At 71.2% G+C, this 24,419-nt stretch carries 28 protein-coding genes; 21 read left to right on the top strand and 7 right to left on the bottom strand.

Going from position 1 to position 24,419, the window contains the following annotated elements; translation table 11 throughout:
• Nucleotides 1-155 precede the first annotated feature (155 nt).
• The 3 genes from ACFWW8_RS28050 to ACFWW8_RS28040 all read left to right on the top strand — a co-directional run bounded on the left by ACFWW8_RS28050 (nt 156) and on the right by ACFWW8_RS28040 (nt 1,984).
• Complete coding sequence (locus ACFWW8_RS28050) at nt 156-788, top strand: HIRAN domain-containing protein (RefSeq protein WP_386532603.1); 633 nt, start codon at nt 156-158, stop codon at nt 786-788.
• Between the two features lie 234 nt (nt 789-1,022).
• Entirely contained in the window at nt 1,023-1,409 is a 387-nt protein-coding gene (locus tag ACFWW8_RS28045) for a GntR family transcriptional regulator (RefSeq protein WP_386532618.1), read from the top strand.
• Nucleotides 1,406-1,984: an HD domain-containing protein gene (locus ACFWW8_RS28040; protein ID WP_386532600.1), complete on the top strand. Its 579-nt coding sequence runs from the start codon at nt 1,406-1,408 to the stop codon at nt 1,982-1,984. The genes ACFWW8_RS28045 and ACFWW8_RS28040 overlap by 4 nt, the downstream gene beginning before the upstream one ends.
• On the opposite strand, the gene ACFWW8_RS28035 is transcribed toward ACFWW8_RS28040, so the two are convergent.
• Nucleotides 1,972-2,445 (bottom strand): NUDIX domain-containing protein, encoded by a 474-nt coding sequence (locus ACFWW8_RS28035; protein ID WP_386532597.1) that lies wholly within the window; start codon nt 2,443-2,445, stop codon nt 1,972-1,974. The genes ACFWW8_RS28040 and ACFWW8_RS28035 overlap by 13 nt on opposite strands.
• A gap of 2 nt (nt 2,446-2,447) precedes the next feature.
• Nucleotides 2,448-3,206 carry a helix-turn-helix domain-containing protein gene (locus tag ACFWW8_RS28030; RefSeq protein ID WP_386532594.1) on the bottom strand — a complete coding sequence of 253 codons (759 nt, stop codon included), beginning with the start codon at nt 3,204-3,206 and terminating at the stop codon, nt 2,448-2,450.
• A gap of 624 nt (nt 3,207-3,830) precedes the next feature.
• Here ACFWW8_RS28030 and ACFWW8_RS28025 point away from each other — a divergent pair.
• The 8 genes from ACFWW8_RS28025 (at nt 3,831) to ACFWW8_RS27990 (ending at nt 10,492) form a co-directional block, all read left to right on the top strand.
• A complete protein-coding gene (locus ACFWW8_RS28025) occupies nt 3,831-4,103 on the top strand; it encodes a DUF6284 family protein (RefSeq protein ID WP_386532591.1) in 273 nt (90 codons plus the stop codon).
• On the top strand, nt 4,100-4,444 hold the full coding sequence (locus ACFWW8_RS28020; RefSeq protein WP_386532588.1) for a hypothetical protein: 345 nt from the start codon (nt 4,100-4,102) through the stop codon (nt 4,442-4,444). The genes ACFWW8_RS28025 and ACFWW8_RS28020 overlap by 4 nt, the downstream gene beginning before the upstream one ends.
• Nucleotides 4,441-5,433, top strand: a complete 993-nt coding sequence (locus tag ACFWW8_RS28015) for a DUF2637 domain-containing protein (RefSeq protein ID WP_386532585.1) — start codon at nt 4,441-4,443, stop codon at nt 5,431-5,433. Before ACFWW8_RS28020 ends, ACFWW8_RS28015 begins: the two co-directional genes overlap by 4 nt.
• Nucleotides 5,433-5,771: an RRQRL motif-containing zinc-binding protein gene (locus ACFWW8_RS28010; protein ID WP_386532583.1), complete on the top strand. Its 339-nt coding sequence runs from the start codon at nt 5,433-5,435 to the stop codon at nt 5,769-5,771. The genes ACFWW8_RS28015 and ACFWW8_RS28010 overlap by 1 nt, the downstream gene beginning before the upstream one ends.
• A gap of 78 nt (nt 5,772-5,849) precedes the next feature.
• A complete protein-coding gene (locus tag ACFWW8_RS28005; protein WP_386532580.1) occupies nt 5,850-7,505 on the top strand; it encodes a hypothetical protein in 1,656 nt (551 codons plus the stop codon).
• Entirely contained in the window at nt 7,505-9,583 is a 2,079-nt protein-coding gene (locus ACFWW8_RS28000; RefSeq protein WP_386532577.1) for a hypothetical protein, read from the top strand. Before ACFWW8_RS28005 ends, ACFWW8_RS28000 begins: the two co-directional genes overlap by 1 nt.
• A 223-nt stretch (nt 9,584-9,806) precedes the next feature.
• Entirely contained in the window at nt 9,807-10,301 is a 495-nt protein-coding gene (locus ACFWW8_RS27995; protein WP_386532574.1) for a hypothetical protein, read from the top strand.
• An 11-nt stretch (nt 10,302-10,312) separates the two neighbouring features.
• Entirely contained in the window at nt 10,313-10,492 is a 180-nt protein-coding gene (locus ACFWW8_RS27990) for a hypothetical protein (protein WP_386532571.1), read from the top strand.
• 43 nt (nt 10,493-10,535) lie between these two features.
• Here the strand turns inward: ACFWW8_RS27990 and ACFWW8_RS27985 are convergent, their stop codons facing one another.
• Nucleotides 10,536-11,498: an HNH endonuclease gene (locus ACFWW8_RS27985; RefSeq protein WP_386532568.1), complete on the bottom strand. Its 963-nt coding sequence runs from the start codon at nt 11,496-11,498 to the stop codon at nt 10,536-10,538.
• Between the two features lie 98 nt (nt 11,499-11,596).
• On the opposite strand from ACFWW8_RS27985, the gene ACFWW8_RS27980 reads away from it, so the two are divergent.
• From ACFWW8_RS27980 to ACFWW8_RS27945, 8 genes are all read left to right on the top strand, one after another.
• Complete coding sequence (locus tag ACFWW8_RS27980; RefSeq protein ID WP_386532565.1) at nt 11,597-12,289, top strand: SAM-dependent methyltransferase; 693 nt, start codon at nt 11,597-11,599, stop codon at nt 12,287-12,289.
• Nucleotides 12,286-12,951 (top strand): DNA cytosine methyltransferase, encoded by a 666-nt coding sequence (locus ACFWW8_RS27975; RefSeq protein WP_386532562.1) that lies wholly within the window; start codon nt 12,286-12,288, stop codon nt 12,949-12,951. Before ACFWW8_RS27980 ends, ACFWW8_RS27975 begins: the two co-directional genes overlap by 4 nt.
• Nucleotides 12,948-13,838, top strand: coding sequence for a bifunctional DNA primase/polymerase (locus ACFWW8_RS27970; protein WP_386532559.1), 891 nt, complete (start codon nt 12,948-12,950; stop codon nt 13,836-13,838). The genes ACFWW8_RS27975 and ACFWW8_RS27970 overlap by 4 nt, the downstream gene beginning before the upstream one ends.
• Nucleotides 13,835-14,197 (top strand): hypothetical protein, encoded by a 363-nt coding sequence (locus ACFWW8_RS27965; RefSeq protein WP_386532556.1) that lies wholly within the window; start codon nt 13,835-13,837, stop codon nt 14,195-14,197. The genes ACFWW8_RS27970 and ACFWW8_RS27965 overlap by 4 nt, the downstream gene beginning before the upstream one ends.
• Nucleotides 14,194-15,735, top strand: a complete 1,542-nt coding sequence (locus ACFWW8_RS27960) for a YfjI family protein (protein ID WP_386532554.1) — start codon at nt 14,194-14,196, stop codon at nt 15,733-15,735. Before ACFWW8_RS27965 ends, ACFWW8_RS27960 begins: the two co-directional genes overlap by 4 nt.
• A gap of 333 nt (nt 15,736-16,068) precedes the next feature.
• Complete coding sequence (locus ACFWW8_RS27955) at nt 16,069-16,266, top strand: excisionase family DNA-binding protein (protein ID WP_386532615.1); 198 nt, start codon at nt 16,069-16,071, stop codon at nt 16,264-16,266.
• Nucleotides 16,267-16,335: 69 nt separating this feature from the next.
• Nucleotides 16,336-17,529: a tyrosine recombinase XerC gene (xerC, locus tag ACFWW8_RS27950; protein WP_386532551.1), complete on the top strand. Its 1,194-nt coding sequence runs from the start codon at nt 16,336-16,338 to the stop codon at nt 17,527-17,529.
• A gap of 178 nt (nt 17,530-17,707) precedes the next feature.
• Nucleotides 17,708-18,073 (top strand): hypothetical protein, encoded by a 366-nt coding sequence (locus ACFWW8_RS27945; protein ID WP_386532549.1) that lies wholly within the window; start codon nt 17,708-17,710, stop codon nt 18,071-18,073.
• 176 nt (nt 18,074-18,249) lie between these two features.
• Here ACFWW8_RS27945 and ACFWW8_RS27940 read toward each other — a convergent pair whose 3' ends face one another.
• Together ACFWW8_RS27940 and ACFWW8_RS27935 are read right to left on the bottom strand one after the other, a co-directional pair.
• Nucleotides 18,250-18,735 (bottom strand): DUF402 domain-containing protein, encoded by a 486-nt coding sequence (locus ACFWW8_RS27940; RefSeq protein ID WP_386532546.1) that lies wholly within the window; start codon nt 18,733-18,735, stop codon nt 18,250-18,252.
• Nucleotides 18,732-19,673 carry a GNAT family N-acetyltransferase gene (locus ACFWW8_RS27935; RefSeq protein WP_386532543.1) on the bottom strand — a complete coding sequence of 314 codons (942 nt, stop codon included), beginning with the start codon at nt 19,671-19,673 and terminating at the stop codon, nt 18,732-18,734. Before ACFWW8_RS27935 ends, ACFWW8_RS27940 begins: the two co-directional genes overlap by 4 nt.
• Before the next feature lie 71 nt (nt 19,674-19,744).
• Here ACFWW8_RS27935 and ACFWW8_RS27930 point away from each other — a divergent pair, with 71 nt between their 5' ends.
• The gene (locus ACFWW8_RS27930; protein ID WP_386532541.1) at nt 19,745-20,134 is read left to right on the top strand and encodes a GntR family transcriptional regulator; all 390 of its coding nucleotides are present in this window, start codon (nt 19,745-19,747) and stop codon (nt 20,132-20,134) included.
• Nucleotides 20,135-20,352: 218 nt separating this feature from the next.
• Here ACFWW8_RS27930 and ACFWW8_RS27925 read toward each other — a convergent pair whose 3' ends face one another.
• Nucleotides 20,353-21,450, bottom strand: a complete 1,098-nt coding sequence (locus ACFWW8_RS27925; protein WP_386532538.1) for a DUF5925 domain-containing protein — start codon at nt 21,448-21,450, stop codon at nt 20,353-20,355.
• A gap of 200 nt (nt 21,451-21,650) precedes the next feature.
• On the opposite strand from ACFWW8_RS27925, the gene ACFWW8_RS27920 reads away from it, so the two are divergent.
• Complete coding sequence (locus ACFWW8_RS27920) at nt 21,651-22,460, top strand: SGNH/GDSL hydrolase family protein (protein WP_386532535.1); 810 nt, start codon at nt 21,651-21,653, stop codon at nt 22,458-22,460.
• Here ACFWW8_RS27920 and ACFWW8_RS27915 read toward each other — a convergent pair.
• Nucleotides 22,430-24,217, bottom strand: coding sequence for a serine/threonine-protein kinase (locus ACFWW8_RS27915; protein ID WP_386532533.1), 1,788 nt, complete (start codon nt 24,215-24,217; stop codon nt 22,430-22,432). The two genes, ACFWW8_RS27920 and ACFWW8_RS27915, sit on opposite strands and share 31 nt — an antisense overlap.
• Between the last annotated feature and the right edge of the window lie 202 nt (nt 24,218-24,419).

Genomic DNA, 24,419 nt, shown 5'->3' with positions numbered 1-24,419 from the left:
AGGGCGATATCGGCTGATCGGGACATGGCAGGACCGTACCGCGACCGGAGGGAGCAACCCCTCCTTTTTTGATCACAGGCCCAGCAACCCGGCGAAGGTTCGCGGTCACAGCACTAGTCGCAACTCCGAGCGCTGACGATGCCCTCGGTCGGCCAATGGCAGCGACCCTTTGCAACATCGCGGTCAGATGCTGCCGTCACCGCAGGGGGAATGGCTCACAAGGACTGCCTCGCCATGGCAGGGTGGAGCGACTCCGTACGAGGGGGGAAGCCATGTACGTTCCGTCGGACGGGCCCACAGATCGATTCGTGCCGACACCCGGCGGCCTTCACCGGCTGCACCTTGTTGAATACGAAGGCGGTCTGCGTCTCTGCGAAGACGAGACAGGGCTGCTGGTTGGCCCGACTGATCGACGGCTTCAGCGAGCTGGGCTCTACGTGACCAACCTGCGAGGGGTTACGTACTACCCGGAGGCCGCCTGCCGGGCTGATCTGAGACCAGGGCGCCCTCTGCGGCTGGTACCTGAGCCAGACAACCCTCATGACCCCTTTGCTGTGGCCGTGCACCCCAACTACGGCAAAGAGCCGATCGGCTATGTGAACAAGCAGAAGGCTCGCCACTGGTCCAAGCTGATCGCAGGCGGAGCAAGCGTCACAGCGATTAGTTTGCGCGGGACGGGACCGGGAGTGCACTGCGAGGCAGTGACCGTTTTGGCGGCCGCGCCTGAGGTGGTGGCCCACCTCCTGTCGCCGCGACCGGCTGCCCTTCCTCGGCCGGTCTACTTGTAGCGAGGCAGGGGGGCCGCGCTCGACCCTGAGCGCCGAGTTGCGCCGGAGGTGGCTTTGTCCGCGCGCGGACGCTGGTCCGCTGCTCCCCGCACCCGTGGGGAAAGACACGTCGTGCGACTCTTGGTTCAGTTGTTGGTACGACAAGGAGACTGAGTGACGGAGCAGGCGAGCCCACGCGGGACCTTCTTGAAAATCGCTGACCACATCAAGGGACGTATCACTGCTGAGCCTGCTATGGCCGAGTTGCCTTCGCTGGCGGAAGTGATGGATGAGTACAGCGTGAGCCGAGGAGTCGCCCTCCGCGCGTTCAGAGTGCTTCAGCAGAACGGTCTGGCCGAACCAGTCCCTGGGGCGCGCTGGCGCGTCACGCGTGCCGGGACACGGGCGGATCGGCGACCGCTTTCCGAAAGGATCGCCGAGCTCATTACGGCTGAGGGACTTGCGGTGGGGGCACCCTTCCTGAGTGCAGGAGAGCTCAGCGCTCGCCTGGGGGCCTCCCGTCCCACCATCAGCAAGGCGCTGACCCAGCTTGAAGCCGCCGGCCTGCTCACCGAAGGGGGGCAGGGTAAGAGGCGGGCCGTTCGGGCCGTACCTTCGCAACAGGAGGACTTGAAGTCTTGACCACCGCCACGCTCACGGAATGGGCCTATCCGCTCGCGGAGTCCCTGCTGGCCGAGCCGCTACCCCGCCGCTGGAGGCACTGTCTCGGCGTCGCCGAGCGAGCGCGGGCCATTGCGAAGATCCTGGGTCCGGATGCCGAGGTGCTGGAGGCTGCTGCCGTTCTCCATGACGTTGGATACGCGCCCGCCCTGGCGACGACGGGATTTCACCCCCTCGATGGTGCCCGCTACCTCCGCAGCGTCGGCGCCGACGAACGCGTAGTACGGCTCGTCGCCCACCACTCCTGCGCCTGGATGGAGGCGGAAGCTCGTGGCCTGCGGGAGGAGCTGGAGGCTGAGTTCCCGCGTGAACAGGAGTGTCTGGCGGACGCGCTCTGCTTCTGCGACATGAACACCACGCCGGACGGCACTCCGACGAACCCCGTGGACCGAATCAACGAGATCGCAGGTCGCTACGGGCCCGACAGTTTGATCGGGCAGTTCATCCGGCGCGCCGAGCCGGAGATCCTGCTGTGCACGGTTCGCGTACTCACCAGGATCTCCGAATCGAAGGCCAGCGCGAATCAGCCGATGTAGGGCGTGCTTCGGGTCGTGTCCAGGGCATGCTGGATCCGGAGCCGCATCGTCGAATGGATGTCGAGATCGGCCAAGTCCGCTGGTGGAACCCAGCGGACCTGCGTCGTCTCGTTACTCGTGCGGATCTCCCCACCCACCGGCCGCGCCCGGAAGCAGATGCTGAACTGCTGTCGCGCCTCGCCGTCGTCGTAGAGCATCACGTGCCCAGGGTCCGTGTAGATACCGGACAGGTCGAGGACTTCTGCCTTGACGCCTGTCTCTTCCCAGACCTCGCGTACGACAGTGTCACTGATGGACTCGCCCAGGTCGTGCCCTCCGCCTGGGAGTGCCCAGCGGCCGTTGTCGGAGCGCTGGATCATCAGCACCTCGTCGGCATCGTTCTGAACGAGGGCCACGACGGAAGGGACGACGCTGTTGGCGGGCGGCGCGTCGGGGTCGTGAAGGTAGTCGATTCGTCCCATGGTCATGCTCCCGTGAAGTCGTGGTCGGTCACCTGGCGCGCCCGTCCCCAGGTCTGTTCGATGCTGTTCGCGTACGTGTTGAAGAGGCCGCCCCCAGGAAGCCGCCTCAGATGGAGAACCGGGGCCAGGTAGGCTCCGATGCCGTACACATGAGTGTTCACGAGCATCTCGTCGTCGGCGCGGAACAGCGAGTTGTACAGCGTCGCTTCGTGCAGCCGGATCTCGATATCCGGGTGGCTGACGATTAGCGGCCGGTAGTTCATGAGGGCATTGCGGATCTTGCCATCCATGATCCGGTGCCCCTCGTCGATGCCTCGCTGTCGGACGGCGGCGCATGCAGGATCCCCAAGCATTAGTCGCACCTGGGCGTTGTTCGACACTTTGGCCTTCAGGATTCTGTGAAAATCCGGGTCCTCCGACAGCCAAAGCCCTGCGTAAACGAGCACGTCAACGGACGTTTGGGCGCGGTCGTACATCTCGCGCCAAAGACCTGTCGGCACCATGTGTCTGTGGGGGTAGATGGTCACGATCTCGGCTTTGCTCAAGTCGGTGGACGACTCGATCGCCCGTTCGTCGTCCCACAGAGTGGTGACGCTGACGCCCAGCTCCGCGGCTACGGCGTACTGGTGGCGTCGGTAGGGGACTTTGCCCTGCGTGATCCATCGCTCCACGGTCTTCGCGTTGACGCCGATGGTGTCGGCGAGTCTTTGGATGGTCATCCCCTTCGCGAGCAGGGCCGACCGTAAGCGCTCGTTGGGCATCTACACCCCCATTGGGACGTCTTGGGAGCTCTTGACGGTAGCCAGAAGGCCCTCACGTGTCCACGCGCGGGGTAAACAACGCCCTTGGCCTGGCCCGATTCTGATGGTGCACCAGGAAGTGCTGGCGCAAAGCAATCAACCTCTGCGGGACCTACTTGACGCGAGTCGATGCAGGACCTGTAATAGAGGTACCGCATCGGCTCCGTAAGGAGCTCGGAGCGAAGCCTTACCACTGCAATGCCTGCCTGGGCCGCCTTTCAGGGCGCCCAGGCATACGAAGGTCCAGGAGCCCCGCGTTGGACGGGGGGAGGGATGCCGGACAGTCGTCCGCCGAGAGGCGGTCGATCCCTTGTCAGTCCGGACGGCAGGTCTCTGCCTACAACGGGGATTGCGGGCTGTTCCTTGAACCGGCAGTCCGTCCCCGAAAGAGACATCGAACGTTTGACCGCCGCAGCCTCCGTGCTCCGGCCGGTTGCCTCCTCTGTCCGTCCGTCGCTTCGGCGATGAACGGACGGGGTCGCAGGGAGCCGAGTGCATCCGCTCCACCCCCAACGAAGTGCAGCCCCCGGCGCTGGAACGCCGGGGGCTGCTGAGTCCCGTTCCTCTGCTGAAGGAGCAAGACCCATGAAGTCCATCGTTGCACTTCACGACGTGGTTATGCCGTGGTCGGACGGTTTGGAGCCGTCGGACGCGGAGCTGGACGCGATCGAGTTCGAGTTGCCGCTGATCTTGGCGGACGTTGACCTGCTCGACGCGGAGATCGCCGTCCTGGACCGGGCGCCGTCCGAGCTGGACGAGCGGCGCATCCGCCGAGCCCGCCGCAAGAAGCTGGCCGCCCGCCGGGTCCTGCTGAACCAGGCCGCCGCGGCGGCGGGCATGACGGGCGGTGCCGCATGACCACCACCCCGATCCCCCTTACCGCGCTGGGCGCCCCGATGATGGCGCTGCGGATCTTCGCCGACGTCTACCGGCACCTGCCGGCCCCGACCGTGTCGATCTCCACCGTCTACCCCGACCTGCTGGAGCTGGCGTTCCACGACGACCTCGACGGGTTCGAGATCTGGCGTGAGGCTCTGGTGATTCCGTCCCGGACCGTGTCGGACGGTGTTCAAGAGGGTGGCCTCACCCGCGTCCTGAAAGCCGAAACCACATACTCCGGCGGGCGCGTGAAGCTGATCGGCTACGCCAGGATCCCCGCCTGCGACGGGGAGCGTTCACGGGCGGAGGGCGTGTCGTGAACCGTGTTCAGATCCGTTCATCCGAGCGCGCTCTCTCGGTCGGGACGTGGCTGATCGTGGGCGGAGCGATGCTCTACTCCGTCCTCACCGTCACCCCCCTCATGGCCGCCCACACCCCCGAAGAATGGCGCTGGACGGCCCCGATCCTGCCGCTCGTCGTGGACGCCGCGGTGGTGATCGTGGTCCGTCTCGACTCCGTCCTCGCCCGCCTGGGCGGGCACGGCGGGGCGTGGCCGGTGGCGCTGCGGTGGATGACCGGGACCATGACCCTGGCCTTGAACATCGGCGTATCCGCCCTGGCCGGAGACCTCGTCGGCGTCGCAGTGCACGCGGTCGCCCCGCTCCTCCTGATCGTCACCGCGGAAGCAGGCCTCGCTTACCGGCGGGCCCTGACCGCGGCAGTCCTGGCCGTCGAAGCCCGCCAGCAGGCCGAGCAGGACGCACGGCAGCGGAAGGCTGCGGAGCGGGAGGAGAACCGGCTCCGTGCGGCGCGTGAACAGCGCGAGCACGAAGCGACGGTCGCCCGTGAACAGCGTGAACACCAAGCCGCGCTGGCCCGGGAGGAAGCCGACCGGCAGGACCGCATCCGCCGCGAAGACGCCGCCCGGGTAGCGGCGGCCGAGCAGGCGGAGCGCGACGCCCGTGAACGCCGTGAACACGAGCGTGAACAAGCCGCCGCCGAGCTTGAACGCCTCAAGCACCAGGCCGCGCAGAAGCGCGAGCTGGAGGCCCAGCAGCAGGCCGAGCGTGAACGCCGTGAACAGATCCGTGAACAAGAGCGGATCGAGCGTGAACGCGCCGCCCTGCTCTCCGCCGGACCGCCCGAGGAGAAGCTCCTCGAAGACAAAGCCCGCACGGTGGTCCGTGCGGCGCACGACGCGGGGCTGACCGTGCGGGTGGCCGCCGAGCTGACCGGCTGGTCCGTCGGCTGGGTCACCGGCCGCTACCAGGAACTCCGCGAAGCCAACACGGCCCCGGCCCTCGGCTGATGGCCACCCTTCCGGTCTACCGCTGGCGCCTCGCCCCCGACGGCATGGCCACGCGACGTCAGCTCCGCGCCGCCGGGCTCCGGCCCGGCGGACAGGACGTCGCCGCCCAACTGGAACGGCCCCGCCGCCAGCGCGGCCCGCTCATCGCCTACCTCTACCTGATCGAGCAGGCCAAGCCGGTCCGGCCGATGACCGCCCGCCGGGCCGCCGCGCTCGCCAAGGCAAATGCGGCCCGCCGGACCTGCCCCGCCTGCCGACGGGACGCCGGTTACGTCATCCCGGCCTCGCTCGGCATGTGCACCCCGTGCGCGTACCCCGATGAACAGCGCGTCGCCTGAAACGTCAGCAAGGGCCCGGCCGCCCACCTCCTACAGCGCCGGCCGGGCCCTCTTCTCCCCTGAAGGAGCACGTTCAGCATGACCGACACCATCACCGAACCGCAGGCACCACCAGAAGAATCCACCCCCACCCCGGCCCCGCCCGCGGCTAGTACGGCCGTCGAGGGCAAGCAGGTGGAGCACACCGCGGGGGGATTCCCCGTCGTGCCGCTCTCCCTGTCCGGCACCAACACCGCCGCCAGCCTGCTGGCCACGGCCGCACTGGCCGGCGGGCCGCTCGCCGCCGCGGTGGCGATGACCGGAGCCGCCGTCCTCGGCGTCGCCGCCGCCCACCACCGCGCCACCAAGACCAAGAAGAAGACCCCGAACACCAAGCCCGCCCCGGCCGCCGGCCGTACGACGGGCGGGAGCGGGGGGCGTGGCCTCTTGAGCCGGGTCCCCTCCCAGCCGCAGAGCGGAGCCCGCTCGGGCGGCCGGGGCGGTGCCGGGCCCCGCAAGTCGTCCGGTGGGCAGGCCCGGCACCGTACGGCCGGGGGTCCTGCAGAACGCCGGTCCGGCTCCGGCGGGAAGCCGGGTAAGCCATCGGTCCGGCAGCGCGCGGCCCACGCCGCGGGCGGCCTGGCCGGTGGCCGTGCCGGGCAAGTGCAGGCGCTGCGCCAGCAGGCGAAAGCGCAGGCGCCGACCCGGGCCGGGGCCCGTACGGCGGCGGTGCAGGCGCGCCGGCAGGTCGCCGACACCCGGCGGGCCGCGAAGGCCGCCACCCGCAACCCCACCCCGATCAAGCCCCACACCCGCACCGGCCGCGGTGCGGGTGGCAGCGGGGGGAGCACGAAGGCCCGCGGTCCGGCGGCTCGCACGCTGGCCGAGGCCATGGGCAAGGCGGCCGCGGTCCGCGACCGGGCCGTCGCCGCGGGCCGTACGGCTCGGGACCGCAGCGCGGGCCGGACGGTCGCCGCGGGCAAGCAGGGAGTCCGAGAGGCCGCCCACCGCAGGCGGATCGCGCAGCTCAAGGCCCCCGCGCAGAAGGCTGCCCGGCGTGCGCTGCTCCGCTCCGCCGCCCGGTTCCAGGCCCGCCGCGCGGCCGCCGCGGTCTTCGGCAGTCTGCTGGGGGCACTGGGCATGGTCACCACCCCGCTCGGGCGGAAGCTCGGATGGGCCTGGCTCATGAACCCCGGCCGGCGCCTCTACCGCTTCCTCCTCGGCCGGGCCCGCGCCGAGCGCACCGACCGGGACGCGGACATCCGCAACGCACTCGAAGACGACGAGCGGGCCGCCGTGGAGCAGGCGGACGCCGAACGCGACCAGGACACCCTCGCCGACCGGGCCGCCCGTCCCACCACGTACGTTCCCGCACTTCCCACCAGCCAAGGAGCACACGAGATGGACAGCATGTCCGGTTTCAGGTTCGAGGAGCTGGCCGCGGAGATGGAGCAGGCCGCGCAGTCCTACGAGCCGGAGAGCGCCATGGAGATCCTCGCTATGGTCGAAGGCCTGCCCGAGGCCCTGACCTCGATCGCGAACGTCATGCGGATCCTCGCGGAGCGCTCCGACTCTGAGTTCCCGCTGGAGAAGACCATCGCCGACGGGTTCTCCGACATCTACAGCGCCCTCACATCCGCGACGGACGTCGCAGAAGACCTGGCCCCGGCCTTCCGGCAGATCCACGAGCAGGACATCGCCCGCCACGAAGACCCCCGCAACGGCCCCGACGCCGAGAAGGGCTGGAACGTCTGATGACCACCACCAACACCGTCACCCACAACGGCCTCGCCCTCGACTGGGCCGCCGGCCACGGCCCCATCACTGGCGCCCTGTCCGCCACGACCGGGGCGTACGCGGTTGCCACGGTCGGAACACTCGCTCACATGCCCCCCGCCTGGGCTCTCGCGGTCGGCGCGGTGGGTGCCCTGGGCCACACCGCGACCGGTCTGCGGCAGCGGCTCGCCGCCCGCACGATCAGTGCCCGGGCCGCGTCCTGGCTCCTCGGCTCCGGCTGGACCACCTGGGCGCTCGCCACCAACCCCCTCACCTGGACCGCCCTCGGCAGCCTCGCCGTGATCGGCGTCGGCATGGGCGCCGCCGCCCGCTCCGTCGGCCTGTACGAGGAAGCGCGGGAGCTGGAGGCCATCGCGGCCGCGGAGCGGCAGGTGGCCCGGGAGCTGTCGGCGGAGCGGCGGGCCATCGCTGCGGAATGGGTGGACCGCATCCAGCGGGTCTGCGGGATCACCGTGCGGATGGTCGCGGTGGAGATGTGGCCGACCGGCGCCGGGTTCACCCTGGACGCCGAACTGCCGCCTGGCGGCGTCACCTACGCGAAAGTCGCATCCGAGTCGGCGCGCCTCTCGGCGGATGCCCGGCTGCCGCACGGCTGCACCGCCACCGCGTCCCGGGGCATCGATCAGGGCCGCGTCCTGGTCGACGTGACCACGGTCAACGTGCTGGAGCAGGAGATGCCCTACCCGTCCGACTACGGGCCTCTGTCGCTCCTGACCGGTATCCCGTGGGGCGTGCGGACCAACGCGGACGAGGTGCCGGTGTTCCTGCGCGAGCAGTGCGCGCTCCTCGTCGGCCCGACCGGCTCGGGCAAGACGAACATGGTCCACACCGTCATCGGCGGTTTCTCCCGCTGCACCGACGTCATCACCTGGGTCATCGACCTGAACGCCGGATCCGCCGGCCTCCCGTGGGTGCGCCCCGCGATGGAACCGGCCGGCGACGGCGGGCAGGCGGTGCGGCCGGGGATCGACTGGCTCGCCTCCACCCATGAGGAAGCCCTCCTGATGCTGGACGCCGCGATCCGGGTGGCCAGGCACCGCAAGATCGCCTATCAGGACCTGATGGCGAAGGCCAATACGGACCTGCTGCCGGTCAGTCCGCAGATCCCGCAGATCGAGATCGTCATCGACGAGGGCGCGGAGATCCTCGCCAGCGGCGACAAGCAGGCCAAGGTGCTGGCGAAGAAGATCCTGGAGGTCATTCGGATCGCCCGCGCCATGGCCGTCCGCACCGTGCTGACCGCCCTCGGTGCGACCGGCAACGTCCTCGGGGACCTGATGATCCGCCGGGAAGCGAAAGTCCGCGTTGCGCTGACCGGCGGGGAGACCGAGGGCATGGACCTGTCGAAGTGCTTCCCCGGCACCCGCGGGCTCCGCGTCGACCAGGCCCCCTACAAGGGCGCCGGGTTCCTCGGCACCCCCGAATCGGGGGTCGGATTGTTCAAGTCCTGGCGGATCAAGCCCAACCAGATCCGCGACATCGTCCATGCCACCAGCGACCGCCACCCCTACCTCGACACCGTCTCCGCCAAGGCCGCCGGCCCCGACTACACCCGCCGCTGGGACCAGGCCCGCACCGCCTGGATCACCGACACCGACCCCGACACCGCGGCGGGCACCAGCAGCACGACCGCGGCGGGCCGGGCGGTCGTGGGCGGGGGGCTCAACCTCTCCGCTTACCGCACCGCCCCGGCGGTCGTCGCGGATGAGGATGCGCTCGCCGAGCAGTTCCGGCGCCAGATCGACGCCCAGTTCGCCACCACCCCCGACCCGGCCGCCGAGCCGGAGGAGCAGCCGCGGCCGGGACTCAACCTCTCCGCCCACCGGGAGGAAGCCGGGCCCGGATGGCTCCCCGATGCGATCACCGCGATCCGGGCCGCGGGCCCCGACGGCATGAAGCCCGCCGCGGTCGCCGACCTGGTGGGCCGGAGCCGCGAAGCGGTCCGCAAGACCCTCAAGGCCGCCGCCGAACGCGGCGAACTCCACTACCGCGACCGGGGCCCGCACTCCGTCTACGTCCACCCCGACCACGCCTGAACACGCACACAGCGCTACCGCCTACTGCCTACCGCCAAGTTGGCAGTAACCCCCCACACGGGTCTCCTACTGCCCGCCAGGCACCTTCACCAGCGTTGTTGGCAGTAGGCAGTACCGGGTTGGCAGTAGGCAGTAGGCAGTAACACGCACACGCAGAGCGACCACCCACAGCGGGCGGCCCCACCACCACAGGGGCCGCCCGCACCGCGTCCAGGAGCCTGCAATGCCCTATGAACCCACCCGCACGAGCACCACCACCCCCGCCCGCTACGGCGACCCGATCCTCTACCCCACCGCCATCCAGCAGCCGGTCACGCTGCCCGCGCAACTCCCCCCGGGAGTCGAGATGGTCACCCTCCCCGGCGGCTACCGCACCCTCGCCTACACCCACCCCACCGCGCCCGCTGCCGCTCCGACCGCCGCCGTGCAGCCCGTCCCCTCGTGGGCGAAGACGACCGCCCTGCTCGCCCCGACCGTGGGCAGCGGGATCGCCGCGGCCGGGTTCGGAATCTCCTACGCCGCCCCGGGACTGATCGCCATGACCGAAGCCCTCTGGGCCGCCATCGCCCTCATCGCCGCCGGCACCCTCGCCCCACTCCTCCTCCGCACCGCACGCGGGGCGGCCGGCCGGGGTGCGGCGCCGGTGCAGCACGTCACGCAGCACATCAGCGCGTCCGGGATGTTCGGCCGCGCCAACGGAACCATCAACCACCGCTGAAAGGACCACCCGTGGACCACCCACCCGAGCCGCTCGCCGACCGCGTCTCCGACGCCGTCGCCCTGCTCGTCGGGAAGCGCACCGTCCGCTGCCCCGAGCCCGGATGCCGCGTCTCGATCCGCTACCGCGCCGTCACCCCCGCCGAGGCCAAAAGCCTCACCGACGCCGCCACCGACCACACCCGCCACTGACACGACGAGAGCGGCCCGCCTCCACCGGCCGGCGGCCTGGTGCCTAGCGGGCTGCTGCGTGGCTGCGCCAGTGCGCGGCGAGCCACGCCTCGTGCTCCGGGCGGAGTGCGACGGCGGGGGCCTGGCCGTGGAGAGCGGCGTAGGCGGGATACGGGTGCAGACCGGGGGCCACTTCGATGAGTCCGGTGTCGGGGCTGATGGTGATCTGCCCGCGGTCGAAGAGCGTGTGGACATCGGCCCGCATGAGCAGTCCGCCCCAGTCCCGGTGCTCGCCTGACTCGGCGAAGCTGTAGAGGTGGGCTGCCTGGAGGGCCGCGGCGGGCGTGGGCCCGGTGAACGCGCAGACCTCGCCGTGGTCCTTCAGCAGCTGCTTACGGAAGGCAGGCTGCCCCTGGCGGGTCCGGACGCTCGTCATCCGGTGACCGCCCGCAATGGGCTTACGGACCGCGTCTCCGTCCGGCTCTCCCTCCGTCTCGTCGTCGATGTCCAGGTCGTCGAAGTCGAGTCCTTCGAGGGCCAAGAGGGCGTCGCGGAGCTTCTCCCAGCGGGCCGGCCGCATGCTCAGCTGCGAGCGCGGTGAGTCGCACAGGGCCCGCAGTTCAGCCCCGGTCAGCAGCCCGCGGCCGTCCATCCACACTTCACCGTGCCGGGACCGGTAGGTGGTCACGGTCTTGGTCTTCCTGCCCGGTTCCTCAAACCGGGCACCGCACTTGTTGCACAGGCAGGCCGGCTTCAGCCGCTTGCGCCGCTTGAAGTCGGCCTTCTTGCACTCAGGACAGAAGTAGAGCGTCTTGACCTCGCTGCCGGTCTCGATCTCAGAGATCACTCCCAGGCCCAGCAGCTGCTTCTTGTCCCACAGAGCGATCACGTCGCTCACCTTGAGCTCTGCGTGGTTGGGGACCGTGGAGTCCCAGCTGTAGTGCTGCGAGGGGTCGTCGTCGTACCCGTCGTTCCCTCCGTGCTGCCGCTCGTCACCCACGGCCAGCACCAACCACGCAGTCGTCAAACCCGCCCCCTGATCCGTTCACGGACTGGGGCAGCCGCTCTCTCGCCAAAGACACACGGCTGCCCCGCTCCAGCCAAGACAGAACTGGAGAGACAAGCATGACCCACCCCACCGACAACCCGCGAGAGTCCGCGCACCGGCCGCTGTTACTGGACGCGTTCTGCTGCCAGGGCGGCGCCGGCATGGGCTACCACCGCGCCGGATTCGACGTGACCGGCGTCGACAAGGACCCGCAGCCCCGCTACCCGCTCGGCTTCCACCAGAGCGACGCCATCGACTTCATCCGCACGTTCGGCGCCGGCTTCGCCTTCATCCACGCCTCCCCGCCGTGCCAGCACGACTCGGAGTGCCAGCGCATCCAGGGCCGCACCCACCCCGACCTGATCGCCCCCACCCGGACCGCGCTGGAGTCGACGGGCCGCCCGTGGGTGATGGAGAACGTCCGCGGCGCCGCCCGCAAGCTGCACCGGCCGGTGATGCTGTGCGGCGCGATGTTCGGCCTCCACACGTACCGGCACCGGTACTTCGAGACCGGCGGCGGCTTCACCCTCACCGCCCCCGAACACCCCGCCCACACGGTGCCGCAGGCCAAGATGGGCCGCCGCATCCCCGAGGGCTGGTACGGGCAGTTCGTCGGGAACTTCTCCGGCGTCGACCTCGCCCGCCGCGTCATGGACGTCCCCTGGATGAACCGCGACGGCATCCGCGAAGCCATCCCCCCGGCCTACACCCGCCACATCGGCCGCCAGGCCCTCGCCCAGCTCACTCCGGCGCAGGCGGTGGCTGCGTGAGCGCCGGACTCCTGCCGCTGCGGCGGCCGAACGGGCTCAAAGTCCTGGACCTGTGCTGCGGCGCCGGCGGCCTTGCCATGGGCTACTACCTCGGCGGTTTCGACGTGACCGGCGTCGACATCCGCCCGATGCCGAACTGCCCCTTCACCTTCCACCAGGCCGACCCCCTCGAATACCTCGACCGGATCATCACCACGGGCGAGGTCGCGGAGTACGACCTGATCCACGCGTCGTGGCCGTGCCAGAACAAGGCCCGCGTCACCGCCTGGCGCGGCAGCCGTGACGCCCACCCCGACCTGATCACCCCCGGCAAGGCACTGATGAAGACCTCGGGGCGGCCGTGGGTCATCGAGAACGTCCCCGAAGCCGCCTGGGACGGCACACTCCGCGCCGACTACCTGCTCTGCGGGACGCAGTTCGGCCTGAACGTCCGCCGCCACCGGGCGTTCGAGACGTCCTGGCACGGCGGCGGTGACCTCCTGCCGCCGTGCTGGCACCGCAGGGGCTTGCTGGCGTTCGAGCACAAGGGCGAGCGGGCGTACGCGGATGCCATGGGCTGCACCTGGATGAACAAGACCGAAGCCCGCCAGGCCGTACCGCCCGCCTACACCGAGTGGATCGCCACCCAGTTCCTCACCCACCAGACGGAGGCCGCCGCATGAACGACACCCTCCTGACCGCGGCCCTGACCGCGGCCGCCCGCGGCTGGCCCGTCTTCCCCCTTCGACCGGGGTCGAAGACCCCTGCGCTCCACAGCCAGGACCGCTGCCCCCGCACCGGCACCTGCGGCGACGGGCACGTGAAGTGGGAGCAGCGCGCGACCACCGACCCGGCCGTCATTACCCGCTGCTGGAGCCACCGGCCCTACAACATCGGCCTGGCTACGGGTCCCGCCGGCCTGGTCGTGGTCGACTTGGACACCCCCAAGCCCCAGCACGGCCCGGACGCATCGGGCGGCGGCGAGACCTTCACCGCGCTCTGCGAGCGCGCCGGGCAGGCCGTCCCGGTCACCTACCGCACCCGCACCCCGTCGGGCGGGGCTCACCTGTACTTCGCCGCTCCGGCTGGGGTGCGGCTGGGGAACACGGCGGGCAGGCTCGGGCCGCTCATCGACACCCGCGCCCACGGCGGCTACGTCGTCGCCCCCGGCAGCACCACCCCCGCCGGCCACTACGAGGTCACCGCCCCGGTCGCGGTCGCGGAACTGCCGGACTGGCTGCTCGCCCTGCTCCAGCCGCCCGCCCCCGCGCCCGTCCGGCGGCTGGTCGCTCCCGCGGTCAGCGGCAGCAGTGCGGCCCGCGCCGCGCTGAACGCCGAGTGCGCCACGGTCCGGGCCGCTCCGGTCAAGCAGGCGAACAACACCCTCAACCGGTCCGCATTCAAGATCGGACGGTTCGTGGCCTGGGGCGACATCACCCGCGAGGAAGTCGAGGGGGCCTTCCAAGCGGCAGGAGAGGACCGGGGACTCACCGTCGCCGAGTGCCGCTCCACGATCCGCAGCGCCCTCGACAGCTCCGCCCGCACCGCCCGCACCCGGGAGACGGCATGAGCACCCACCCCCATGCCCGCTTGGAAGGCCCTGCTCCAAGCCCTGCCGGTATCAGCCCCGCCGAATCGGCCCCGGCCCCGGACGGCGGTGGTGCGCTGAACGTCGTCGCCGAAGGCGTCCCTGCTGCTGTCCGCTCTGACCTGAACTGGGACGACGGGCGTCGGCCGGTGGCCTGGCTCCACATCGTTACTCCGCCCTCGTACGACGCCCCGGCACGGGCGCGGTCCTGGTGCCGATGCGGCTACGAGCGGACCGCGATCGGCCGCCCGGGGGTGCTCCAGCTCGTGGAGGCCCACAACCAGCACCGCACCGCCTGCCCGCTGCTGAACGCCAACCAGGAAGGGAGGAAGACCGCATGAGCGCCGCCGAGTCTGATCTGTGGGAGGGCTTCGAAGCCCTCGACCCGCAGGACATCACCGGACCCACCTGGGACGAACCCGTCCCCGTCCGCGCCCGCCCCGTCCTGCCGGCCTTCCCCGTCCACGCCCTGCCCGCATGGCTGCGGGACATGGCCAAAGGAGTAGCCGAGGAAACGCAGACGCCCGTCGACCTCGCCGGATGCCTGGCCCTGGCGGTCATGTCGACGGCGGCCGGCGGCCGGGTGCAGGTGTGCGTGCGGGGGAACTGGAGCGAGCCGGTGAACATCTTCACCGCGATCGCCCTGGACCCCGGCAACCGCAAGTCGGCGGTCTTCAGCCTCATGGTCCGCCCCCTCCTCGCCGCCGAGGGCATGCTCGTGGAGCTGGCCGGGCCGGTCATGGCGGAGGCCGAGACCAAGATGGCCCTGGCCAAGTCAGCGGCCGAGCGGGCCACCCAGAAAGCCGCGGCCGCCGAGCCCGACAAGAAGGACGCGCTCACCGCCGAGGCCGTAGCCCTCGCCCAGGAAGCGGCGAAGATGCGCGTCCCGGCCGTGCCGCAGCTCGTCGCGGACGACGCGACCCCCGAGACGATCGGCACCCTCCTGGACGAGCAGAACGGCCGCATCGCCTGCCTCTCCGCGGAAGGCGAGCTGTTCGACATCATCGCCGGCCGATACAGCGGCAAGCCCAACATGGGCATGTTCCTCAAGGGCCACGCCGGAGACATGCTCCGCGTCAACCGGCAGAGCCGCACTGCCCAGCACGTGGATGACCCCGCCGTCACCGTCGGCCTGGCCATCCAGCCTGAAGTCCTCGACTCCCTCGCACGGATCGACGGAGCCGACGGCCGCGGACTCCTCGCCCGCTTCCTGTACTCCAAGCCCCTGTCCCTGGTCGGCAGCCGAGACCTGTCACCAGCCCTGCTGGAGGAGGAGACGGCGGCCGAGTACGCGCGCCGACTCGGCGGGATCACCCTCGCGCTCGCCGGCTGGGCCGAACCCGCGGTCCTGACGCTCACCCCTGAGGCGGACCGGGTGATGCTCGCCTACCAGGCCGTGACCGAGTCCCGGCTCGGCAAGGGCGGCACGTACGCGTCCATCGTGAAGTGGGCCTCCAAACGCGACGGGGCCGTCGCCCGCATCGCCGCCCTCCTCCACCTGGCCACCCACCCCGAGGACGGATGGCACCGCCAGATCGACGCCTCCACCCTGGCCGCGGCCACGGAGATCGGCGACTACTTCACCGCCCACGCCCTCGACGTCTTCGACGCCATGAGTGCCGACCCCGCCCACCACGCCGCCCACACCGTCCTGACCCACCTCCAGACCACCACTCCCGGCACGTTCTCCAAACGCGACCTGTTCCGGGCCCTGCCCCGCGCCGACTTCCCCGCCATCGCCGACCTCGACCCCGCCCTGACCCTGCTCGAAGAACACGGCTGGGTCCGCCAACAGCCCCCGCCCCCGCGCAACGGCCGCGGCGGCCGACCGCCCTCGCCCCGCTTCGAGACTCACCCCCGCATCACCCGCCGAGCCTGACAGAACCCCCAACCCGCTGACAGAACTGACAGAACCCGCCAACAAGCCGCCTGACCTGCATAAACACCCGCGATCGGCATCGTGACAGAACTTGGTTTTAACTCGACAGAACCCCCCGCCCACCCGAAGGGGCCCTGTGACAGAACCCCCGCCCGGGAGGTTCTGTCGAGTTTTAATTCAGTTCTGTCAGAGACCACCACACCCGCGAAACCACAGGTCAGAGGCCATGCGGAGAGGTTCTGTCAGTTCTGTCGGCGACTGCAGCCCGTCCGGCGTGGAGGCTGCGCCCCACCACTGACGCACTACGGAAGGAACCCACCCCACGTGGCACTGATGGTCGTACCCGAGAGACGGCTCCACAGCGTCGAGGAAGCCGCGGGGCTCTTGGGCGTTGGGCGGTCCACTGCCTACGAGGAGATCAGACTCGGCCGCCTGCGCACGGTGCGCTCCGGCCGCCGCCGGCTCGTTCCCACTGAATACGTCGATGAGTACGTCGAACTTCTCAAGCGTGAGGCCGAAACAGCCACATAGCAGTACCTCACTCACCAGCGGGGCCGCACTGAACGGTGCGGCCCCGTTCTCATGGACGAAAGGTGCCAGATGGGCATCGAGCGGAACCCTTCCCGTAAGGCCGCAAACGGGGAGGACTCGATCTACTGGGACGCCTCCAAGAACCGCTTCATCGGAGCGGTTTCACTCGGCTACACGGCGGCTGGGAAACGCAATCGGGCCAAGGTCTCCGGGACGACGAAGACCGAGGTCCGGCGGAAGCTCCGCGAACTCAGGAAGGAGCTTGAGAAGGGGGCGAAGGCGCCCGCTCAATACACGGTCAAGCAGGCCGTGGAGGACTGGCTGGCACAAGGGCTGAAGGGGAAAGCGTCCACAAGCGTGGATACCTATCGCAGCCTCGCGACCACACACATCTATACCGAGCTGGGCGCCGCGAAGTTGCGCCTGCTCGAAGCCGACGACGTCGATGAGTGGCTTGACGACCGGTCCGCGGTCCTGGCCTCCACATCACTACGCCTGCTGCTCTCGATTCTCAGCAGGTCGATTGCCCACGCCCAGCGAAGGGGGAAAGCCGTGCGGAACGTGGCCGAGCTGGTCGAAGCCCCCAATGGGAAGCCGGGGAGGCCCAGCAAGTCGTTGTCCCTCGAACAAGGAGAGGCCATCCTGCGGGCCGGGGTGGGCACCTGGATTCACGCCTATGTGGTGCTGTCGTTGCTCGTTGGAACGCGGCCGGAGGAGACGCGCCCGCTCCCTTGGAAGCACGTGCACACGGCCCCCGCGGACGGCCACAAGCCCCACGTTGACGTGTGGCGTTCTGTGCGCAGTCACGGAGACACGAAGACTCCGAAGAGCCGGCGTTCCTTGGCCATGCCCCTGCAAGTGGCTGTCGTGATGGAGGCTCACCGCAAGCGACAGCAGGCCGTGGCGAAGGCCGCCGGCCGGGAGTGGTCCATGGATGATCTCGTCTTCCCTAGGGAAAACGGCGAGTTGCGGACCGCCCTGGACGTGAGGCGGCACTTCCGCCGCCTGCTCGGCGAGGCGGGCATCGCACGACCGCACGAGTGGACGACGAGAGAACTCCGTACGACCTTCGTTTCGTTGCTCTCCGACCACGGCATCCCCATCGAGGTCATCGCGCGTGTCGTCGGACACAGCGGCAGTAACACGACCGAGCGTGTCTACCGGAAGCAGCTGCGGCCGGTCATCGCCGAGGGCGCTGTGGCCATGGACGAAATCTTCTCAGGGGAGGAAAAGAAGAAGCCCCTCCGCCCGGAATCCGCGTGATCCATTTCCCGTGGCTCCCGGTTTGGCTCCCCGGAGCCAAACCGGGTCCATCCCCACGCGCGTGACCTGCCCCAACAGCGCGGGTGAGGTGGGCGGGCTCGTTACGCTCCACTTAAGGCACCGGTAAGCAGCCCCTCAGGAACCGGTTTCCGTCCGGGTGGGCGGATACGCTCCGGGGATGGAGCGTGCAGAGGTTCTCAAGCGAGTCATCGGCATCCTCACGGAAGCCCAGGAGATCCGCCGGGCCGCGGAGGCCGGGGAGGACGACGACGGGCCCGAACTGGAGACGAGGGTCGTCACCAAGCTGCTGAACGAGATGCTGCCCTCGATCAGCGTGCCCGCCGAGTCCTCTCCGCAGCAGGTGGCCCGCCTGGTCGCGGAGGCGCTCGGGCCCGCGCTGCAGACCATGGTCGCCGGGTTCAGCCTGGCCTTCACCAGCCTCGCCATGGCCCACGACGCCGGCCGGACGGACGTCTCCGCCATCGGAGTCCTGCAGGAACTGGCCCTCGAAGTGGAGGCCGGCGTCTACGACGAGGGTGCGTAAGGCGCCTGGAACGGCGCCATCAGGACATCCGGAACTTCCGTTGTCATATGCCTATCGGCGTCCCTGTCCCGTGCGTAGGGTGTGGCACCGGACCATCCCGGGCCGTCGCCCTCCCGGCTCCCCACGGGAGGGCGACGGCGTCTTCCCGCCCGCGGGGGAACGCCCGGCGGACACCCTTAGCGCAGGAGCGCCGGCAGGCCTGCCGGGGTGCGGGCCTGGTCGTCCAGTGCGTCCAGCGCCCGTACGGCCTGGGCGGCCGCCTCCGGGTCCGACACGGCGAGGCCGCTCGCCGCGAACTCGTCCTCGTCCAGGCGCAGTACGGACGTCCCGTCCGCCGAGACCCACAGGTCCAGGTCCAGGTCGTCCACCAGGATCTCCCCGCCGCGCACCAGGGCCGGGCGCGTGACGTCGCAGTACCAGCCCTTGAGGACGCCGTCGCCCGTCCGGACCTCCTTGACCGCGTACCAGCGGGTCCGCCAGAAGTGCTCCACGAACACGTCGCCCGGCTCGAAGCGCACGAACCCGAAGTCCCGCGCCGCCCCGGCCGCCCAGGGGGCGCGTACGGAGATCCGGTCCCCGTCGTCGGCCACCCGGGCCGCCGGGTAGCGGATCTTGACGCGTCCGGCCTTGGTCAGGACGACGGTCAGTTGCTGCTCGCTCACTCTGTCCCCAGTTTCTTCGTGTAGCGCGTCTCGCTCGCGCAGATCTCGTATCCGAACCAGTCGTTGACGGCGAGCATCGGCTCGTTCCCCGCGTCGTTCCCGGTGAACGCCTCGGTGTACCCGGCCGCGCGGGCCCGGTGCAGGGAAGCGGTCTTGGCGAGCTTGGCCAGGCCGCGTCCGCGGAACGCGCGCAGGGTGCCGGTCATCGCCGAGCCGTACCGGGTGGCCCCGTCGGTCTGCGCGGCGGTGAAGGCGGCCACCTCCCCGCCGACCAGGACGACGGTGGTCAGCTCCTTGTCCAGGGTCGGGTTGTTCCAGATGCGTGCGAGCCAGTCCTCGTAGTCGTCGAGCACCACGGCGACGTCGCCCGGCTCGTCGGACGTCGCCTCGGAGTCGGCGACGAAGAGGCGACGGGGATCGGCGGCGAAGGCCGACCCGGGGAGCAGTTCCACCCCCGCCGGGAGCGGCTCCGGCAGCGCGGGCAGCACGGCCGCCGCGAGGTCCAGGCGCAGGAAGTGCGCGGAACGGCTGGGCCGGTAGCCGTGCCGTTCGGCGAAGGCGCGGTTGTACGGGTCGTCGAGCACCCAGGCGTACACGTCCACCGCGCCGTGGCGGGCGAGGTGCTCCTCGGCGCCGCGCAGCAGGAGGGCGCCGGCGCCGCGGCCGTGGTGGGCCGGGTCGACCTGGGCGTTGACGTAGGCCTGCCCGGGATCGGGGCTGTCGTGGACGACGCCGACCTGGGCGGTCCCGATGACCCGCCCGCCGGAGTCCTCGGCGACGAGCACGCGCAGCTGCCGGGCCGGGTGGGCGGAGGCCACCTCGAAGGTGACGCCCCCGGCGGTGGTGATCAGGAAGGGGAGGGCCGCCCGGCGGACCCGTGCGACGGCATCCGCGTCCGAGGGGTCGTCGTGGCGGAGGTCCCGCAGGAGAACGGTCATGCGGACGACGCTACGTGCGGGCTCGTCCGCGACGCCTCCCAATTAACCGCCGATGGGACAGAATCAGCCGCGTGACCTCGACGAACCTCAAGATCGCCATCGACGGCTCGGCCGGCTCGGCCGCCCCGTACGAACAGCTGCGCGCGCAGATCGCCGACCGGGCCCGGTCGGGCAGGCTGCCGGCGGGCTTCAAGCTGCCGACCGTGCGGGGGCTGGCGGAGGAGCTGGGGCTGGCCGCCAACACCGTCGCGAAGGCGTACCGGGCGCTGGAGGCGGACGGGGTGGTCGAGACGCGGGGCCGCAACGGCACGTTCGTCGCGGCCTCGGGGGAGGGCCCGGCGCGGGAGGCCGCCGCGGCGGCCCAGGCGTACGCGGACCGGGTCCACCGGCTGGGCCTGACGAACGCGGAGGCCGTGTCGGCCGCCACGGAAGCCCTCCGCGCCCGGTACACGGCGGGCTAGCCCGCCCGTCCCGCCCGCCCGCCCGTGCGCGGCTGGCCGTGTGCGTCCCGTCCGTGTGCGGCCGCTCGTGCGTCCCGCCCGGGTGCGCCCGTCCGCACCCGTCCGCACCCGTACGCCCGCCCCGTGCGCGGCGGTCGGAGCCCCGCCCGTGTGCGGCCGGCCCCCCCCGTACGGTCCGAGCCCGGGACCCGCCGGTCCGCCCGCCCGCCCGCCGGAGGCTAGAGGTAGAGCCCCGCCTCCGGGCCGTGCGGCTGCGGCGGCAGGACGGCCGTCGGGCCCGTGCCGCGGCGCAGGGCGAACAGCTCCGCCAGGCTCGCGCCCTCGCGGGAGACGCCCTCGTCCGTGCCCAGCCAGTCCACCGCCTCCCGGTGGGTCAGCCGGCCGACCTCGACGCGGGCCAGGCAGCGTCCCGGCCGGACGACCGCCGGGTGGAGCCGTTCCAGGTCCTCGTTGGTCGTGACGCCCACGAGGACGTTGCGGCCCTGCCCCAGCAGGCCGTCGGTCAGGTTCAGCAGCCGGGACAGCGCCTGCCCCGCCGTGTGCCGGGCCTCGCCGCGGATCAGCTCGTCGCAGTCCTCCAGCAGGAGAAGCCGCCACCGGCCCTTGGCCGTCCCCTCGTCCTCGCCGATCGCGATGTCCATCAGGTAGCCCACGTCGTTGAACAGCCGCTCCGGGTCCAGGACGCAGTCCACCTGGCACCAGTCCCGCCACGAGCGGGCCAGCGTGCGCAGCGCGGAGGTCTTGCCCGTCCCCGGCGGACCGTGCAGCAGGAGCAGCCGCCCCGCGATGTCGTCCGGGGTCACCTTCATCAGCCGGTCCAGCGCCCCGGCCACCGGCGCCGTGTAGTTGGGCCGCACCTCGGCCCAGGTTCCGGCAGCGATCTGGCGGGTCGTCCGGTACGGTCCGCGGCGCGGGGAGACGTACCAGAAGCCCATCGTGACGTTCTCGGGCTGCGGTTCGGGCTCGTCCTGCACGCCCTCCGTGGCCTCGCCGAGCACCCCGGCGGCGAGTTCGTCGCTGATCGCCGTCACGGTGACGTCCGCGCCCCGGCTCCACCGGGAGACCAGCACGGTCCAGCCCTCGCCCTCGGCGAGCATGGCGCTGCGGTCGCTGTCGCGGGCCGAGCGCAGCACGGTGGCCCCGGGCGGCAGCAGGCTCGCCCCCGCCTTCACCCGGTCGATCGACACGCTGTGCGAGAACGGCTGCTCGCCGGAGGCGAACCGGCCGAGGAACAGCGCGTCGACGACGTCCGACGGCGAGTCGCTGTCGTCGACGTTGAGCCGGATCGGCAGCGCGTCATGCGGGTTGGCTGGCATGGCGCCCATGATCCGGCACGAACCCGCCCCGTGCACGTGTGTTTCGCCGGATCGAGTGGCCGGATCCCCTCTTCAAACGCATCGCGCGTGAACGTTCGGACCGCAGGTCTGCGCCAAATATTCTTGGCATGAACACTTCCGGTGGGCCCGGGTTCCTTGTACCACGGACTGAGGAGTAACCCCCACTAGGAGCCGCATACATGAGCACGAGAATGTCTCGTTTCGCTGCCCTGACCTCCTCCCTGTTACTCGCCGCGGGAGCCGCCCTCTTCGGGGCAGGTCAGGCGGCCGCCGCCCAGGCCGACTTCGGCTACGTCGCCCTCGGCGACTCGTACTCCTCCGGCGTCGGCGCCGGCAACTACGACGGCGCCAGCGGCAACTGCAAACGCTCCACCCGGGCCTACCCCGCCCTGTGGGCGGCCGCCCACTCGCCGCAGAGTTTCTCCTTCGCCGCCTGCTCGGGCGCCCGGACGGGGGACCTCCTCGCCAACCAGCTCGCCCCCCTCAACTCCGGCACCGACCTGGTGTCCGTCACCATCGGAGGCAACGACGCCGGGTTCGCCGACGTCATGACGACCTGTGTGCTCCAGTCCGAATCCACCTGCGTCAACCGAGTCAACCAGGCCAAGGCCTACGTCAACTCCACCCTCCCCGGCCAGCTCGACCAGGTCTACAACGCCATCGACAGCCGCTCGCCCAACGCCCGCGTCGTCGTCCTCGGCTATCCCCGCTTCTACAAGCTGAGCGGCACGTGCGTCACCGGCCTCACCGAGGGCGAACGCGCCGCCATCAACGGCGCGTCCGACTATCTCAACGCCGCCATCGCCAAGCGCGCCGCCGACCACGGCTTCACGTTCGCCTCGGTGGCCGGCGCGTTCACCGGCCACGAGATCTGCTCGGGCAACGCGTGGCTGCACAGCCTCAACTGGCTCAACATCGGCGAGTCGTACCACCCCACCGCGGCCGGACAGTCCGGCGGCTACCTGCCGGTCTTCACGAACGCCGCCTGACCGGACCGGCGCACCGGAACCGGCCCCGCCGTCACGTCCGCGGTCGCGGCCGGGGCCGACGGCGCCGGGACGGACGGGGCCGACGGTGAGGGCGTCGGCTCCGGGGTCGGATCCGGCCCCGGCCCCGGGTCCGGCGCCGGAGACGTACGCGTACCGGGGGAGGCGGTCCCGCTCGTCGGGGTCGCCTCCTCGCACGTCACGGACGTCTCCACCCACGCGGAGGTCACCTCCGCCGGGCCGCGCACCTCCAGCCGCACCGCGTCGGTGAAGACCGGTCCCGGCCCGTACGTCAGCTCCGCGTGCTCCAGCCGCCGGCTCACCGGCCCGCCCGCCTCGTACGCGAGGGGCTGCCAGCCGGGCCCCGAGGTCCTCCCGCTCCGCGTGACCCAGCGGTACTCCAGCGCGGCCGGCGTACGGTCCACCTCGACCGTCGCGGTGAACGCGGGCGCGCGCTCCGCCGGCGGCGGACAGCCGCCGCGGTAGGACGCGCGCACGGCGTCCACGAACACCCCGGGGTACGCCCGCCCGCCGGCCGGCGGCGAGGCCGGCGCGGGCCGCGACGGCCGGGCGGGCGAGCCCGCCCCCGCGGAACCGGCCGTGCGCGAGCCCGGCTCCGTACCCACCGGCGCCCCGCCGCGCCCGTCGGCGTCCCCGCGACCCCCGAGCAGCAGCCACCCCAGCGCGGCCAGCGCCAGCAGCAGCACGACGATCCCGGCGGTCAGCACCAGCCCGGCCCGGCCCGTCCGCGCACCCGGCGCGGCCCCGTCCCCGTACGCGCCCGCCGCCGCGCCCGGCGGGGCCGGCGTCCCCGCGGCCGGCGGCTCCCGGCGGGGGTGCGGCCCGGCCGGCGCCTGCGGCCCGGGGCCGGACACCGGCCCGCCGGCGGCCCGTACGGCTCCGCCCGCGCCCACCAGCCGCAGCATCCGGGCCGCCTCCGCCGGGTCGAGCCGCTCGGCGGGGTCCTTCCGCAGCAGCCCCTCCAGTACGGGCCTCAGGGCCCCGGCCCGGCGCGCCGGGGGCGGCTCCGCCTCCACCACCGCCTCCAGGGTGTCCAGCGCGGTGGCCCGGCGGAACGGCGAGATCCCCTCGACCGCCACGTACAACAGGACCCCGAGCGACCACAGATCCGACGCGGGCCGCGGTTCGTGCCCCCATGCCCGCTCCGGGGCCAGGAATTCGGGGGAGCCGACCATCTCTCCCGTCATGGTGATCGCCGAGGACCCCTCCAGGCTCGCGATCCCGAAGTCGCTCAGCACCACCCGGCCGTCGTTGGCCAGCAGCACGTTCCCGGGCTTGACGTCCCGGTGGAGCACCCCCGAGTCGTGCGCCGACCGCAGGGCGGCCAGCACCTGCTCCCCGAGATGACCGGCCCGCCGCGGGGACATCGGGCCCTCCGCGTCCAGCACCTCGGCCAGCGAGAGCCCGCGCACCAGCTCCATCACGATCCACGGCCGCCCGTCCTCGGAGGCCACGTCGTACACCGTCACGACCCCGCGGTGCGAGATCCGGGCCGCGGCCCAGGCCTCCCGCTCCAGCCGCCGGTACATCCGCTGCAGCCCGGCCGCGTCCAGCCCGGCCGGCGCGCGGACCTCCTTGACGGCGACGTCACGGGCCAGCACCTCGTCCCGGGCCCGCCACACGACGCCCATCCCGCCGCGGCCGAGCGGTTCGAACAGCCGGTAGCGGCCCGATATGACACGCTCGGTAGTCGATTCCCGGCCCTCGTCACCCACGTCGTCGCTCACGCGCGCCCCCATGTGCGTCCATGCGTCACCGGATGATCACTCCAAGTTAGCGCAGTGGGCCGGAAGTGAGCCCCGCCGTGACGGGATTGGGGGGTCGGCCCGCGAACGACCCCGCGACGCCTCCGCATTTGTGCGGAGAGTGACGGTCGACTCCGCTGAGTAATCGTCAACTACCCGTCGCCACAGGGGTAATTCACACCACCGGGATACCCGG

Source organism: Streptomyces sp. NPDC058701, from assembly GCF_042715295.1.
Taxonomy (GTDB): domain Bacteria; phylum Actinomycetota; class Actinomycetes; order Streptomycetales; family Streptomycetaceae; genus Streptomyces.
The sequence above is the reverse complement of the archived record's forward strand: the minus strand, read 5'-3'. Positions and strand labels throughout refer to the sequence as shown.